Below are 14,902 nucleotides of genomic sequence, written 5' to 3'. Positions count from 1 at the left end.
AACCCTCCTATCCCATGCAGCAATATCACGGCACCACCATCCTGAGCGTGCGCCGCGGCGCCAGTGTCGCCCTTGGCGGTGACGGCCAGGTGACGTTGGGCAATATCGTCATCAAGGCCAGCGCCCGCAAGGTGCGCCGCCTGCACCACGACAAGGTGCTGGCCGGTTTCGCCGGCGGTACGGCCGACGCTTTCACGCTGTTCGAGCGTTTCGAGGCCAAGCTCGACGAGCACCGCGGCCAGCTGCTGCGCGCCGCCGTTGAACTGGCGAAGGACTGGCGCACCGACCGCATGCTGCGCCGCCTCGAGGCCATGCTGGCCGTGGCAGACGCCACCGCCTCACTGGTCATCACCGGCAACGGCGACGTGCTCGAACCCGAGCATGGCTTGCTGGCCATCGGCTCGGGTGGGGCCTACGCGCAGTCGGCGGCACGCGCGCTGCTGGAGAACACCGAGCTGGACGCGCGCAGCATCGTCGAAAAATCGCTGCACATCGCCGCCGATCTGTGCATCTACACCAACCACGAATTGCGCATCGAAACCCTGGGCGACTGAGGGCGCGGTTCGCTCCCCGATCCATCGGTCCCACCGCGTCCCATGGCGCTCGGCGCGAACAACGCCGAGCGCCACCCACTGCCGAGCAGATCCATGAACATGACCCCACGCGAAATCGTCTCCGAACTCGACCGCTACGTCATCGGCCAGGCCGATGCCAAGCGCGCCGTGGCCGTGGCGCTGCGCAACCGCTGGCGCCGCCAGCAGGTGGCCGAGCCGCTGCGCCATGAAATCACGCCGAAGAACATTCTGATGATCGGCCCCACCGGCGTCGGCAAAACCGAGATTGCCCGCCGCCTGGCGCGGCTGGCGAACGCGCCCTTCATCAAGATCGAAGCGACCAAGTTCACCGAGGTCGGCTATGTCGGGCGCGACGTCGACACCATCGTGCGCGATCTGGTGGACATCGCCGTGAAGCAGGTGCGCGAGCAGGCCATGCAGGCGCATCGCGCCCGCGCCGAGGACGCTGCCGAAGACCGCATTCTCGACGTGCTGCTGCCGCGCCCGCGCGACGCCGCCGGCCAGCCCCTGCCCACGTCGGACGAGAACACGCGGCAAATTTTCCGCAAGCGCCTGCGCGAAGGCCAGCTCGACGACAAGGAGATCGAGCTGGATGTCGCCCAGCCCCAGGCGACGATGAACATCATGACCCCGCCCGGCATGGAGGACATGGCCGAGCAGATCAAGGGGATGTTCGCCGGCATGGGTCAGAGCCGCACCCAGCGCCGCAAGCTCAAGGTGCGCGAAGCGCTGCGCCTGCTGGTCGATGACGAGGCGGCCAAGCTGGTGAACGAAGACGAGATTCGCAGCCAGGCAGTGCAACGCGTGGAGCAGAACGGCATCGTCTTCCTCGACGAGATCGACAAGATCGCCTCGCGCGGCAACGCCCAGGGAGCCGATGTCTCGCGCCAGGGCGTGCAGCGCGACCTGCTGCCGCTGGTGGAAGGCACCACGGTGAGCACCAAGTACGGCATGGTGCGTACCGACCATGTGCTGTTCATCGCCAGCGGCGCCTTCCACGTTGCCAAACCCTCGGACCTGATTCCGGAGTTGCAGGGACGCTTCCCCATTCGCGTGGAACTGCAAAGCCTCTCGGTGGACGATTTCGTCGCCATCCTCACCGCCACCGATGCCAGCCTGGTGAAGCAGTACGAGGCCCTGCTCCACACCGACGGCGTGAGCCTGCAGTTCGCCTCCGACGGCATACGCCGCCTGGCTGAGGTGGCGTATGCGGTGAACGAGAAAACCGAGAACATCGGCGCCCGCCGTCTGCACACCGTGATGGAACGCTTGCTGGAGGATGTGTCGTTTCAGGCTGACGGCAGCAAGCCGCATACCCTGACGATCGACGCGACCTTCGTCAACCAGCGTCTGAACGAGATCGCCGCCGACGAAGACTTGTCGCGCTTCGTGCTCTGAGGTGAGTGCCCTCAAGATACATGCCGGGCCGCCCCGAGTGTTTCTTGAGCTCCTCGGGGGGCCTGACGCGACGCGGCAGGTTTGGGCGCGCCAAGACAACACAGAACCAGTCCCGCGTGCGCATCGCATCCCCGCCTCGGGCGGTCTGCGGCGTTGCAAATCCGCGCCATGGCTTGGACTATGGCTGTGGTTTGCGCCTTGCATCCCATCCCGATGCGCGGCGCGCTGCATCACGGGAACTTGTTCAGCGTCGCCCTAAGCCCGCAGCGCCAAATCGGGCCGCAGCAACCCGCGCTGCTGGGCAATGCACAGCAGGCCCTCGAACACCAGATGGTCCACGGTCTGATGCGGCAAGCCCAGCGCCAGTTCCAGCTTGGGCGCTGCGCCGCCGGTCAGCAGCACCACGGGTACCCTGCCCTCCAGGCGGCTCAACCGCTCGTGCATTTGCCGTGCGGCGCCTGATATGGCCAAGGCGCCGCCGCTCATCAGCGCGTCGCTGGTGTTGTTGGGGAACTCGCGCAACGCGCCTTCGGGCACGTTCAGCCCCGCGGTCCCCATTTCCAGCGCCTTGAGCATCAGCCCGAATCCGGGCAGGATGACGCCGCCGAGAAAGCGCCCATCCGCCGCCAGGCAGTCGATGGTCACGGCCGTGCCCACGCTCACAACCAGCACCGGCTCGGCGCGATGTCGCGCCCTGGCCCCCATCAGCGCCGCCCAGCGGTCGGCCCCGAGCAGGCCAGGATTGGTGTAGCCGTTGCGCACGCCGCATTGCTGCGGCGGCGAGTGGATCCAGTCGCAGCGCAAACCCAGGCTGGCGAGTTGCGCTTCCACCCGCGCCGTGGCCACGACCCCGGCTACGGCACAGCCAATGGCCGCCTGCGGCCTGGGATGAGCCTGAAGCTCCTTGCCGAGCTGCTCGATGGACTGTTGCGGCATGGCCCCGTGCGCCAGGAGTTCAGGCTCCGGCGCCGCGCGCCCACCCGCCCAGATGCCCCACTTGAGACGGGTGTTGCCGATGTCGAGCAGAAGGAGATGAGTCATAGGAAGTACAGGCGAAGTCCCGTGCACCATACCAGAGCCGCAATCCGAGTAAATGTCGCATGACGCGTGCACAAGGACCTGGATTCGAGTCGATCAATCGTTACAGACAGCGTCTCAGGCTGACAAGTCATCCGTGAAAACCCTTGCCGCTCATGCCCGCGTTGGCCCCCTATGCCGATGTGCATCAATATGGTTTCGTTGGCTTGTCCAGCCTCGGCTGGTTGGCCTATATGGTGCTCTGGGTGCTGCAAGCCCTGGTGTTCTGGAAGGGGATGGAGGCCGTGCGGATCTTCATCGACTGGGCCGGCCCGGCGGTTTGTGTGGTGATGTTTGCTCTCGCCTTTTACCTGGTGTCCAAAATGGGCCTGTCGAACATCAATATGGATCTCGGTTCGGTCAAGTTCACCTGGCTCATCGATTGCGGTATGGCCGCGGTGCTCTACGTTGCCATCAACCGCAGTTCCCCCACATGAAAAAACCATGAAGATCCTGATTGTCAATCCCAATTCCACCGCCAGCATGACTCACAAAATCGGCGAGGTGGCTGCCCGCATCGCCGCACCGGGAACGACGGTCAGGGCGGTGAATCCGCCGGACTCTCCAGCGTCCATCGAGTGCTACACCGAAGAGGCATTGTGTGTGCCTGGCCTGCTGCGCTGCATTCAGGAAGGCGAGGCTCGGGGCTATGACGGCTACGTCATCGCCTGCTTCGGCGATCCGGGCCTTGACGCCGCACGCGAGCAGGCCCGCGGCCCGGTGATCGGCATAGCCGAAGCCGCCATGCACGCCGCCTGCATGGTGGCCAACTCCTTCAGTGTCGTCGCCACCCTGGAGCGTACCGTCGGCATGGCCTGGCATCTGGCGGAGTCACTTGCCACCCTGAGCCTTCGCATCAGCAAACTCGGCGACTGGGCAACGCCGCCAGCCAAGCCGGAATGCGGCCTCTCTTCAGGGCCAAGTCGCTGATCGACCGGCCATCTCAAGCATTGCACCGCTGGGGCGCCGCCTGCTGCGTCTGAATGCGTTGGTGTTCGCAGCCACATTCATCGCCTTTTCGGTAGTTCGCCGCAGAAAGCAGGCATTTCGGAACGTCACGGAATCCGCTACATTGCCAAATTGAAGTATACGTCAATCACAACCCCTGCCGCGACAAGCCGTAGGTGATGCCGATGAACACCGAAGCGCGCGGTGCGATGCACGCCGTGCCCAAGGAGACCGCGATGACCGACCTGTCCGACGCCAAAGTGCTGGCCGCCTACCGTCCGCAGCAGCGGCTGCGCTTTGTCACAGCCGCGGCGCTGTTCGACGGGCACGACGCGGCCATCAACATCATGCGGCGCATCCTCATCGGCATGGGCGCGGAGGTGGTGCATCTCGGCCACAACCGCTCGGTCGATGACATCGTCACCGCCGCCATTCAGGAAGATGCGCACGGCATCGCCATTTCCAGTTACCAGGGCGGGCATGTGGAATTTTTCCGCTACATGATCGACCGGCTGCGCTCGCAGGGCGCGGGGCATATCCAGGTGTTCGGCGGCGGCGGCGGAGTGATCGTGGCCGACGAAATCGCCGCGCTGCAAGCCTATGGCGTGACCCGTATCTACAGCCCCGAGGACGGCCAGCGCCTGGGGCTACAGGGCATGATCGGCGACATGCTGATGCGCGCAGACAAGGCGCTGCCCGCGCTGGACAGCAAACAGGCGCTGCAGGCGCTTGGGGCGGATGCAAGCGTGCTGGCGCGCGTCATCACCCAACTCGAAAATGGGACGACCGACGCTGCGCTGCTGCGCGACCTGCACGCCATGGCCGAAGCCGCGCATGGCGTGGTGTTGGGCGTGACGGGCACCGGCGGCGCCGGCAAGAGCAGCCTGGTGGACGAACTGATTCGCCGCCTGCGGCTCGATCAGGACGACGCCCTGCGCATCGGCGTGATCAGCATCGACCCCTCGCGGCGCAAGAGCGGCGGCGCGCTGCTGGGCGACCGCATCCGCATGAATGCCATTGGCCCGTGGGCCAGCGGGCGAGGGGTGTTCATGCGCAGCCTCGCCACACGCGAGGCAGGCAGCGAAATCAGCAAGGCGCTGCCCGACGTGATCGCCGCATGCAAGGCGGCGGGCTTCGATCTCATCATCGTCGAAACCTCCGGCATCGGCCAGGGCGACGCCGCCATCGTGCCGCATGCCGATGCCAGTCTGTACGTGATGACACCAGAATTCGGCGCGGCCAGCCAACTCGAAAAAATCGACATGCTCGACTTCGCCGACTTTGTCGCCATCAACAAGTTCGACCGCAAGGGCGCGATGGATGCGCTGCGCGACGTGGCCAAGCAGTTGCAGCGCAACCGCGAAGCGTGGACCACCAAGCCCGAAGAGCTACCCGTGTTCGGCACCATGGCCAGCCGCTTCAACGACGACGGCGTGACTGCGCTGTATCAGGCCATCAAGCCGCGTCTGGCCGAGCACGGCCTCAGGTTCAAAGAGGGACGTTTGCCGATTGTGGCCACCCGCCACAGCACCCACCAGACCCCCATCGTTCCCGCCGCGCGTGGCCGCTACCTGGCCGAAATTGCCGATAGCGTGCGCAGCTATCACCACAGCGTCGACGCGCAGGCGGCACTCGCACGCGAAGCGCAGCAGTTGCGCGCCAGCGGCCGCATGCTGCGCGCGGCCAACCCCACCAAGGTCGCCGCGATCGAAGCCGTCACCGATCTGGCGGAACAACGCGAGACGAAAATGCTGCCCGCTGCGCGCAAGCTGCTGGCGATGTGGCCGCAGATGCAGCAGGCCTACGCGGGCCGTGAATACGTGGTGAAGATCCGCGACCGTGAAATTCGTACCGCCCTCACCCACACCACGCTGTCAGGCACCACGGTGCGCAAAGTCGTGCTGCCGAAGTACGAAGACCACGGCGAGGTGCTGCGCTGGCTGATGCGCGACAACGTACCCGGCAGCTTTCCCTACACCGCGGGCACCTTTGCGTTCAAGCGCAGTGGTTCTGGTCAAGGCAGCGAAGACCCCACCCGCATGTTCGCCGGCGAAGGCGACCCGTTCCGCACCAACCGCCGCTTCAAGCTGCTCTCCGCAGGCATGCCCGCCAAGCGCCTGTCCACCGCCTTCGACTCGGTGACGCTCTACGGCGCCGACCCCGACCGCCGCCCCGACATCTACGGCAAGGTGGGCAACTCGGGCGTGAGCATCGCCACGCTCGACGACCTCAAAGCGCTGTACGACGGTTTCGATCTGTGCGACCCTGCCACCAGCGTGAGCATGACCATCAACGGCCCCGCACCGACCATCCTGGCGATGTTCCTGAACACCGCCATCGACCAGCAACTGGCCAAATTCCAAGCCGACAACGGCCGCGAACCGACCGACGACGAGGCGCAGAAAATCCAGGCCTGGGTGCTGGAAAACGTACGCGGCACGGTGCAGGCCGACATCCTGAAAGAAGACCAGGGGCAGAACACCTGCATCTTCTCCACCGAGTTTTCGCTCAAGGTCATGGGCGATATTCAGGAGTATTTCGTGCACCACAAGGTGCGCAATTTCTACTCGGTGAGCATCAGCGGCTACCACATCGCCGAGGCCGGGGCCAACCCCATTTCGCAGCTCGCCTTCACGCTGAGCAACGGCTTCACCTTCGTCGAGGCGTATCTGGCGCGGGGCATGCACATCGACGATTTCGCCCCCAACCTGAGCTTCTTTTTCAGCAACGGCATGGACCCGGAGTACAGCGTGCTGGGCCGGGTGGCGCGACGCATCTGGGCTGTGGCGATGCGCGACAAATACGGCGCGAACGAGCGCAGCCAGAAGCTCAAATACCACGTGCAGACCAGCGGTCGCAGCCTGCATGCGCAGGAAATTGCGTTCAACGACATTCGCACCACCCTGCAAGCGCTGATCGCCATTTACGACAACTGCAACAGCCTGCACACCAACGCCTACGATGAGGCCATCACCACGCCCACGGAAGAAAGCGTGCGCCGGGCGATGGCGATACAGCTCGTCATCAACCGCGAGTGGGGGCTGGCCAAGTGCGAGAACCCGAACCAGGGTGCGTTCATCATCGAGGAACTCACCGACCTCGTGGAAGAAGCCGTGCTCAAGGAGTTCGAGGCCATTGCCGACCGTGGCGGGGTGCTGGGGGCGATGGAAACCGGTTACCAGCGCGGCAAGATTCAGGAAGAGAGCATGCATTACGAAATGCTCAAGCACACCGGCGAGTTGCCCATCGTCGGCGTCAACACCTTCCGCAACCCGCATGGCGACACGGTGTCGGCTCACCTCGAACTGGCACGCTCCACCGAGGACGAAAAAGAGTCGCAGCTGCGCCGCCTGGCCGACTTCCACCAGCGCCACGCCGGCGCAGCGCCGGCCATGCTGCAGGCGCTGCAACAGGCGGTGATCGATAACCGCAATGTGTTCGCCGTGCTGATGGACGCGGTGCGCGTATGCAGCCTGGGGCAGATCACCACCGCACTGTTTGAAGTCGGCGGGCAGTACCGGCGCAACATGTAGTTCCCCAACCAAGAATCGAGGAAACAACCATGATTCACATCCTGGCACGCATTCGCGCAGCTCTGCTCGGATTGGTGAAACACACAAGGCAGGAACCCGGCTGCAAGCTCGGCACGCTGTTCCAGCGCGAAGATGAACCAACAGTTTTCATGACCGTGGAGCAGTGGCTCGACCAAGCCAGCGCCGATGCCCACTTGCGCAGTGCGCATATTGCAGCAGCCATGGTGCAGGCGGGTCCGCACTTGGCCGCAGCTCCCGAAATTCACCAATACACCGCATTGGCTTGATCTGGGGCGCTCGACACATCAAGGCTCAAATCATGGCCAGTGGCTGCTTGCCTCGTGGCGAGGGAAAGAGCTGATCGATGGCTTTGCAGGTGGCCGCGTCCAAGGTTGTCGAGGCAGCGGCCAGGTTGTCGCGCAGGTGTTGCTGGCTGCCTGCTTTGGGGATGGCCATCACCCCAGGCTGCCGCAACACCCAGGCCAGAGCGAGTTGTGCCGCGCTGAGCCCCAGCGCTTGAGCCAACGCAGCCAGGCGCGTGTCGTGTGCGAGTTTGCCTTCGTCCAATGGGCTGTAGGCCATCAGCGGCATGCGCTGGCTTTGCATCCAGGGCAGCAAGTCGAATTCGACGCCACGACTGCTGGCGGCGTAATAAACCTGGTTCGTCGCGCAATGGGTACCGCCGCCCAGTCGCAGCAGTTCGTGCATGTCCTGCAGGTCGAAATTGCTCACGCCCCAATGGCGGATCTGCGTATTTCAGCCCATCGTGGACGGCATTTCAGGCTGATGGTGGACGGGATTTCAACGTAGTGGTGGACGGCGTTTCAGTCTGATCGTGGACGCTGTTTCAGCGCCATCGTGGACGAAGGGGGTTGCGCACAGGTGATTTTTGACCGGGATAGGCTGGCCGCTTTTTGCGGTTCCAGCCAATGCCAACAAATAGAGTCATCATGCGCCGTATCCGAGAGGCATTGCGCCTGCACCTGCAGGCAGGCTTGAGCTACAACGAGGTTGGCCGCGCGCTCAAGATTTCCAAGAGCGTGGTGGGCAAGTACGTCTCCCTGGCCAAGGTCGCTGGCGTCGATTGCGCCGTGGCCGATGGCCTCGATGACGCTGAGCTGGAGTCACGGCTATACCGCCCGGCGGTGCCACGAGCGAGCCACCAACTGGCCCCCGACTTCGGCCTGATCCACCAGGAACTCAAGCGACCCGGTGTCACGCTGATGCTGCTGTGGGAGGAATACGCCACCGGCAACGCACTGGCCTACAAGTACACCAGCTTTTGCGTCAAGTACCGCGAGTTCGCCAAGACCCAGGCACGCTCAATGCGGCAGATCCACATCGCCGGCGAGAAGCTGTTTGTCGATTACGCCGGTTCCACCGTTCCCATCATCGACGCCACCACGGGCGAGATCACCCAGGCCCAGATCTTCGTGGCCACACTGGGCGCATCGAACTACACCTACGCCTGCGCCACGCCGCGTCAGACCACCACCGACTGGATCGTGGCCCAAGTCCAGGCGCTGGAGTTCTTCGGCGGGGCTCCGAGACTGATCGTGCCCGATCAGACTCGCGCGCTGATCCGGCGCCCTGACCGCTACGACCCCGAGCCCAATCGCAGCTACGAGGAGTTCGCCAAGCATTACGGCTGCGCCATCCTGGCCGCTCGACCCGCGCATCCGCGTGACAAACCCAAAGTCGAGGGCTCGGTGCTGCTGGTGCAGCGCTGGATCCTGGCGCGGCTGCGCAACCGGCGCTTCTTCACCTTGCACGAGCTCAACCAGGCTATTCGCCTGCTGCTGCTCGATCTCAATCAGCGGCCGTTCAAGAAGCTGCCAGGCTGCCGACGCAGCGCCTTCGCGCAACTGGATGCGCCAGCGTTGCGGGCGCTGCCGGCAGAGCGCTTCGTCATCAGTCGCTGGAAGACGGTGAAGGTCAACATCGACTACCACGTCGAGTTCGAGGGCCACTACTACAGCGTGCCACACCGCTTGGTCGGCGCTCGGCTGGATGTGCGCGTCACCGCAGCGCTACTGGAGTGTTTCGCGTCGAACCAGCGCGTGGCCTGCCACGCCGTGAGTACCGTGCGCGCAGGCTTCACCACGGCGCCAGAGCATATGCCGGCCTCACACCGGGCTCACCTGGAGTGGACACCGGCCAAGCTGATTGCCTGGGGTGAGCGCATCGGCCTGAGCACCGCCGCGCTGGTGACGTGGCAACTGGAGCGGCGCCCGCACCCCGAGCAGGGCTACCGCGCCTGCCTGGGCCTTCTGGCGCTGGCGCGCAAGTACACCCCTGAGCGCCTGGAGGCCGCGTGCACCCGCGCCATGGCCATCCGCGCGCCCACGCTGCGCAGCGTGACCAACATCCTCAAGTGCGGCCTGGACAGCCAACCTGCGCTGTTCACCTCAGCGGCCAACCCGGTCATTGAGCACGAGAACGTGCGCGGCCCCGACTACTACCACTGACCCCAACCCCCAACCCCCAACCCCCAACCCCCAACCCCCAACCCCTTAACCGAGGACCCATCCCATGCTGAGCGAACACACCCTGGATCAACTGCGCGCCCTGCACCTGGACGGCATGGTGCGAGCCATCGAAGACCAGGCCACCAGCACTGCCGCGCACGAACTGCCCTTCGACGACCGGCTGACCATGCTGGTGCAAAGCGAGATCGCCTGGCGCGATGACCGGCGCGTAGCCCGACTTCTCAAGGCTGCCAAGCTCAAGGTGAGCGCGGCCTGTATCGAAGACATCAACTGGCGTGCCAGCCGTGGGCTGGACCGCGGCCTGATCACCGCGATGGCCGGCGGCGACTGGCTTCGCCATGCTCGCAATCTGCTCATCACCGGCGCCACCGGCAGCGGCAAGACCTGGCTGGCCTGCGCACTGGCGCATCAGGCCGCACGCAGCGGCTTCTCGGTGCTGTACGTGCGGGCCGCCCGGCTGTTCGACGAGTTGCAGGTGGCGCATGGCGACGGCAGCTTCGCTCGGCGCCTGACGCAGCTCGCCAGGCTGGACCTGTTGGTCATTGACGACTTCGCCATCTCGCCCATGGGTGCACCTGAACGCAACGACTTGCTGGAGTTGCTGGACGACCGCATAGGGTCCCGATCCACGCTGATCACCAGTCAGTTGCCGGTCAAGGATTGGCACACCGACCTCAACGACCCGACGCTGGCCGATGCCATCCTCGACCGCGTTGTGCACAGCAGTCACAAAATCGTGCTCAAGACCACGAAGTCCATGCGCGAGTCGACCGAGGGGGGTGCCTGCGGCGCCCTGGCAGGGACCTGAAGATTTGAAGCGATAAAACCGCGCTCAAACCAATCCCGACACCAGCACCACGCCAGACCGTTTCAGGCTGATCGTGGACGATTACGCTACAGTCACACCAGTTCCTGCGCGCTTCCCCAGCGCCGCCACGGCAACATCGTTTCGCCGTCCACGATCAGCCTGAAACAGGCGTCCACGATCGCTGAAATACGCAGCGGATCCGGCCCGAAGCCACCAGACGGGTGAATCCTTCCAGCGTCTCTTCCAGGGGCACACTGCCGCGCCAGTGCAACAGGTACAGATCGATCTGGTCCAAGCCGAGCCGGCGCAGACTGCGCTCGCAAGCAGCCTGCACTCCAGCTGCGCTGGCGTTGTGCGGATAGACCTTGCTGACCACAAGCACTTGCTCGCGCTTGACCACGCCCTCATGCATGGCACCGGCCAGGGCCTCGCCCACCACGCGCTCGGCACCGCCCTCGCCATACATCTCGGCGGTATCCAACACGCGGTAGCCGAGTTCCAGCGCACGGCGCACGGCGGCGATTTCGCTGGCATGGCGTGCCGTGTCTTCACCGAAGCGCCATGTACCCAGGCCGAGCGCGGGCCACTGCTCTCCACTCTCAAGTTGTACGAGGTTCATCGGTTCATGCCCCAAGCCGGTGGCGCGCATTCCACAAGGCCAACAACAAGAGAAACACCACCAGCCCGACGACGAAACCGATCAGGCCCTGCAGCAACGCATTGGTGCGCCGTTGTTCCTGCAACAACTGGCGCGTCAGCTCGCGCTCGACTGGCTGTTGCGCTTGTTCCAAGGCGTGATGAACCAAGCGAGGCAAGGCCGGGAAGTACTGGGCGAAGCGTGGCGCCTCTTTTTGCAGGTGATCGCGCAAAGCGCGCCAGCCAACCTGGCTTTGCATCCAGCGCTTGAGGAAGGGCTGGGCGGTATTCCAGAGATCCAGGTCGGGGTCGAGCTGACGTCCGAGGCCTTCGACATTCAGCAGGGTTTTTTGCAACAGCACGAGCTGCGGCTGGATTTCCACCTTGAAGCGGCGCGACACCTGGAACAGGCGCAGCAGAATCTGCCCCAGGGAAATATCTTTCAGCGGACGCTCGAACTGCGGCTCGCACACGGTGCGAACAGCGGCCTCCAGCTCGTCCACACGCACCTCGGCCGGCACCCAGCCGGATTCGAGATGCAGCTCAGCCACGCGCCGGTAATCGCGCCGGAAAAAGGCGATGAAGTTTTGCGCCAGATAGTCTTTGTCGAACTCTGACAGGGTGCCGATGATGCCGAAGTCCAGCGCGATATACCAGCCAAAAGTTTCGGGCGCGAGACTGACCATGATGTTGCCCGGATGCATGTCGGCATGGAAAAAACCATCGCGAAACACCTGGGTGAAAAAGATCTCGACCCCGCTCTGCGCCAGCTTGTGGATGTCCACACCGGCCTCACGCAAGCGGTCGATCTGACTGATAGGCACGCCATGCATGCGCTCCATCACGATCACGCTTTCGGTGCAGAGATCCCAGACCATCTGCGGAATCAGGACCAGGCCCAGGCCGTCCATATTGCGGCGCAGTTGCGCCGCGTTGGCCGCTTCGCGAACGAGGTCAAGCTCATCGTGCAGATATTTATCGAACTCGGCCACCACTTCGCGCGGCTTGAGGCGCTTGCCGTCGGACCAGGCGCGCTCAACCCAGGCGGCCAGGGTTTGCATCAACTCCAGGTCCTGGTCGATGATTTTGCGCATGCCAGGTCGCAGCACCTTGACCGCCACCTCGTGTCCACCCTGCTCCGCCGGCAGCATCGCGAAATGCACTTGGGCGATGGAGGCGCTGGCAACCGGTGTGCGATCGAAACTGGCAAACAGCTGCGACAACGGCTGACCCAAGGCCTGCTCGATCAGCATCACGGCCTGATCGGAGTCGAACGGCGGGACGCGATCCTGCAGCTTGGCGAGTTCGTCGGCGATATCGGTGGGCAGAAGATCGCGCCGGGTGGACAGCATCTGTCCGAACTTGACGAAGATCGGCCCCAGACTTTCCAGCGCCAGGCGCAGGCGCTGCCCACGCGGCGCATCGAGCTTGCGGCCAACGGCAAGAATGCGCGCCAGGAGCCGCAGCCAGCGATGGCGAAAGCCGCTGAGCACGAGCTGATCAAGTCCGTAGCGATGGGCAACGGTGGCAATGCGCAACAAACGCAGGAGGCGGCGCATCCCTCAGTTCCGCGCCGTTGTATCGGTGCGGCGCACGAGCATTTGAACGCGCTTGTCGAGCCTGGCCGTCGCGTCACGCAATTGCGCCAATTCGACACTGCAGGCCGTGTACTCGGCGCGGCCAACCAGTGCGCGTGGCGCCTCGGCCAGCCAGTCCTTGGTGTCGGCTTCGACTTGCCGGCGTAGGCGTCGCCCCTGGGCTAGCATTCCTCGCCCGGCGCGTACCAGCCGATGCGCAGCTAGGTCGCCGAGAAGTTGGGCAAGGTCATCTTCCGCATCCCAGCGCAGATGGCCGAGCAGCCAGGAGACCGCCTGGGCAAATTCGGCATCGCCCGTGATGCGCACTCCCGCCAGCCCCAGTGCTTGTCCGCGCCATTGAGCCGCCAAAACGGCGCTGACGTCGATATCGAGCCTGAGCTCAGAAGGCTGAGCCACCTCCTGGGTCGGCCCCGGTGCAAACCCGCCCGCCGGGGATATCTGCAATACGGCACTTCGACCGGCAACATGCAGGGCCAGGTGCTTGCCGATGTGCGCTCGCATGCGTTCCTCAGCCTGCGGCTCTTGGCGGATGAGGTGGTTGATGGCTTGGGTCACATGCAGCACAGCGCGTTGCTGCATGCGGTCTGGCCACTGCAAAGTTGGGCTTGGGTCTGTGCTGGACATAGGAAGTGTGCAATCCGGCGATCATTCTAGGAGTCTGGAGTAACCCCAGAGCAGCAAGCCAGCGTTGCGCCACATGTCGCGTACCAAGTACATGCCGAGCCAAATCCGAAGCCCTGTGGAACTCTGGAGAAGACATCACCCTAAGCCGCTCAAGACTGGCTTGCGACGTCCAGCAAAGATCAAGGGCGCATGGCCATTCTGGCCATGCGCCCTTGAGTCATCTCGGTACCCGAAGAATGGGCCCGACTAGGAATGTCAATCCCGAACTGGTCGGCGAAAACGTTGCGGCCTGGACAACGGGTTCAGGCCAGCTGTTGAATTCCGGCCAGCAGCCAACCCCCATTGCCGGAAACCGGCTTGACCAGATTCCACACCTCGCGCACGGGCTGCGCACCACCCCAGCTTTCCTCGCGGACCAACCCGGAGAATTCGACGCTGGCGAGGTATTCACCGCCCAACTCCTGCAGATCGAGCAGCACGGCTTCGAGCGTGACCACATCGGTCTGATTCTGCGCACCCCCACGCTGTTCGATCTCAGCCTTGAGCTGCGCGAAGAATTCCGGCGTGCTGTACGACTCGATGCCGTGCAAGTCGCCTGCATCCCACGCCTTCTGCAGTTGGTAGTAATGCTCGCGCGCCTTGTTCAGGAATGCACGTTGATCGAAGTCTGCCGGAATCGAGCCCTGAGCCGTGGCGGCGCTTCCAACTGGGGCTTGCATCCCCTCGAAACGCTGTGGGGGTAGATAGGACTCCGACCCGAGTTGGGCCGCGTCATAAGCACCACGCGGCATTCCGGCCGGTTGCGGCATGGATGAGGCGCCAGAACGGCGGAAAAGTCGGAGCAGGAACATCCCCACGACCACCGCCAAGCCTGCGATCAGCAGTGCTGTGACGAACGAGGCCAGGCCTGCGCCCAGGCCGAAGGCGTGGAACAACGCTGCCAGCCCGATGCCGGCCGCCAAGCCGCCGAGCATGCCGCCCCAACGACTGGCAGGGCGTGGGGTGGCTGCCGCAGGTGCGACAGCCTGCCGTGGCGCCACGGCAGGGGCGGGTGTGGCCTGCTGACGTTGCAGCAATCCACTGTTTTGACGCCCCAGGGTTTTGCCGCCTCCCATGCGCTTGGCTTGTGCCTCGGCCGCGAAAAGAGTGGAGGCCAGCACGAGGCTGACGCCGAGAACGAGAAGGGTCCAATGCTTGTTCATGATCATGCCCGGTT

General features: G+C 64.3%; 11 protein-coding genes and 3 pseudogenes. 8 read left to right on the top strand and 6 right to left on the bottom strand.

Going from position 1 to position 14,902, the window contains the following annotated elements; translation table 11 throughout:
* Positions 1-14: 14 nt before the first annotated feature.
* Both hslV and hslU read left to right on the top strand, forming a co-directional pair.
* A complete protein-coding gene (gene hslV / locus ACYCUK_RS07215; RefSeq protein WP_461594117.1) occupies positions 15-554 on the top strand; it encodes an ATP-dependent protease subunit HslV in 540 nt (179 codons plus the stop codon).
* A 93-nt stretch (positions 555-647) separates the two neighbouring features.
* Positions 648-1,973: an ATP-dependent protease ATPase subunit HslU gene (gene hslU / locus ACYCUK_RS07210; protein WP_461594116.1), complete on the top strand. Its 1,326-nt coding sequence runs from the start codon at positions 648-650 to the stop codon at positions 1,971-1,973.
* Between the two features lie 255 nt (positions 1,974-2,228).
* On the opposite strand, the gene ACYCUK_RS07205 is transcribed toward hslU, so the two are convergent.
* A complete protein-coding gene (locus tag ACYCUK_RS07205; RefSeq protein WP_461594115.1) occupies positions 2,229-3,014 on the bottom strand; it encodes a type III pantothenate kinase in 786 nt (261 codons plus the stop codon).
* Between the two features lie 143 nt (positions 3,015-3,157).
* Here ACYCUK_RS07205 and ACYCUK_RS07200 point away from each other — a divergent pair.
* The 4 genes and pseudogenes from ACYCUK_RS07200 to ACYCUK_RS07185 all read left to right on the top strand — a co-directional run.
* Positions 3,158-3,418: pseudogene (locus ACYCUK_RS07200) on the top strand (cytosine permease); the annotation flags it as partial.
* 76 nt (positions 3,419-3,494) lie between these two features.
* Positions 3,495-3,881, top strand: a pseudogene (locus tag ACYCUK_RS07195) (aspartate/glutamate racemase family protein); the annotation flags it as partial.
* 353 nt (positions 3,882-4,234) lie between these two features.
* Entirely contained in the window at positions 4,235-7,531 is a 3,297-nt protein-coding gene (gene icmF / locus ACYCUK_RS07190) for a fused isobutyryl-CoA mutase/GTPase IcmF (RefSeq protein ID WP_461594134.1), read from the top strand.
* A 29-nt stretch (positions 7,532-7,560) separates the two neighbouring features.
* On the top strand, positions 7,561-7,818 hold the full coding sequence (locus tag ACYCUK_RS07185; RefSeq protein ID WP_461594114.1) for a putative quinol monooxygenase: 258 nt from the start codon (positions 7,561-7,563) through the stop codon (positions 7,816-7,818).
* 25 nt (positions 7,819-7,843) lie between these two features.
* On the opposite strand, the gene ACYCUK_RS07180 is transcribed toward ACYCUK_RS07185, so the two are convergent.
* Positions 7,844-8,278 carry an aldo/keto reductase gene (locus ACYCUK_RS07180; protein WP_461594133.1) on the bottom strand — a complete coding sequence of 145 codons (435 nt, stop codon included), beginning with the start codon at positions 8,276-8,278 and terminating at the stop codon, positions 7,844-7,846.
* A 182-nt stretch (positions 8,279-8,460) separates the two neighbouring features.
* Between ACYCUK_RS07180 and istA the strand changes: the two genes are divergently transcribed.
* A complete protein-coding gene (gene istA / locus ACYCUK_RS07175) occupies positions 8,461-9,999 on the top strand; it encodes an IS21 family transposase (RefSeq protein ID WP_461594113.1) in 1,539 nt (512 codons plus the stop codon).
* 64 nt (positions 10,000-10,063) lie between these two features.
* A complete protein-coding gene (istB, locus tag ACYCUK_RS07170; RefSeq protein WP_461594112.1) occupies positions 10,064-10,828 on the top strand; it encodes an IS21-like element helper ATPase IstB in 765 nt (254 codons plus the stop codon).
* Positions 10,829-11,021: 193 nt separating this feature from the next.
* Here the strand turns inward: istB and ACYCUK_RS07165 are convergent.
* The 4 genes and pseudogenes from ACYCUK_RS07165 to ACYCUK_RS07150 form a co-directional block, all read right to left on the bottom strand.
* A pseudogene (locus ACYCUK_RS07165) lies at positions 11,022-11,447 on the bottom strand (aldo/keto reductase); the annotation flags it as partial.
* Positions 11,448-11,451: 4 nt separating this feature from the next.
* Positions 11,452-13,023: a ubiquinone biosynthesis regulatory protein kinase UbiB gene (gene ubiB, locus ACYCUK_RS07160; RefSeq protein WP_461594111.1), complete on the bottom strand. Its 1,572-nt coding sequence runs from the start codon at positions 13,021-13,023 to the stop codon at positions 11,452-11,454.
* Between the two features lie 3 nt (positions 13,024-13,026).
* The gene (locus ACYCUK_RS07155; protein ID WP_461594110.1) at positions 13,027-13,641 is read right to left on the bottom strand and encodes a ubiquinone biosynthesis accessory factor UbiJ; all 615 of its coding nucleotides are present in this window, start codon (positions 13,639-13,641) and stop codon (positions 13,027-13,029) included.
* 347 nt (positions 13,642-13,988) lie between these two features.
* The gene (locus tag ACYCUK_RS07150; protein ID WP_461594109.1) at positions 13,989-14,888 is read right to left on the bottom strand and encodes a Tim44 domain-containing protein; all 900 of its coding nucleotides are present in this window, start codon (positions 14,886-14,888) and stop codon (positions 13,989-13,991) included.
* Between the last annotated feature and the right edge of the window lie 14 nt (positions 14,889-14,902).

It is taken from the genome of Thiomonas sp. (assembly GCF_054608695.1).
This window is presented reverse-complemented; position numbering and strand designations above follow the sequence as displayed.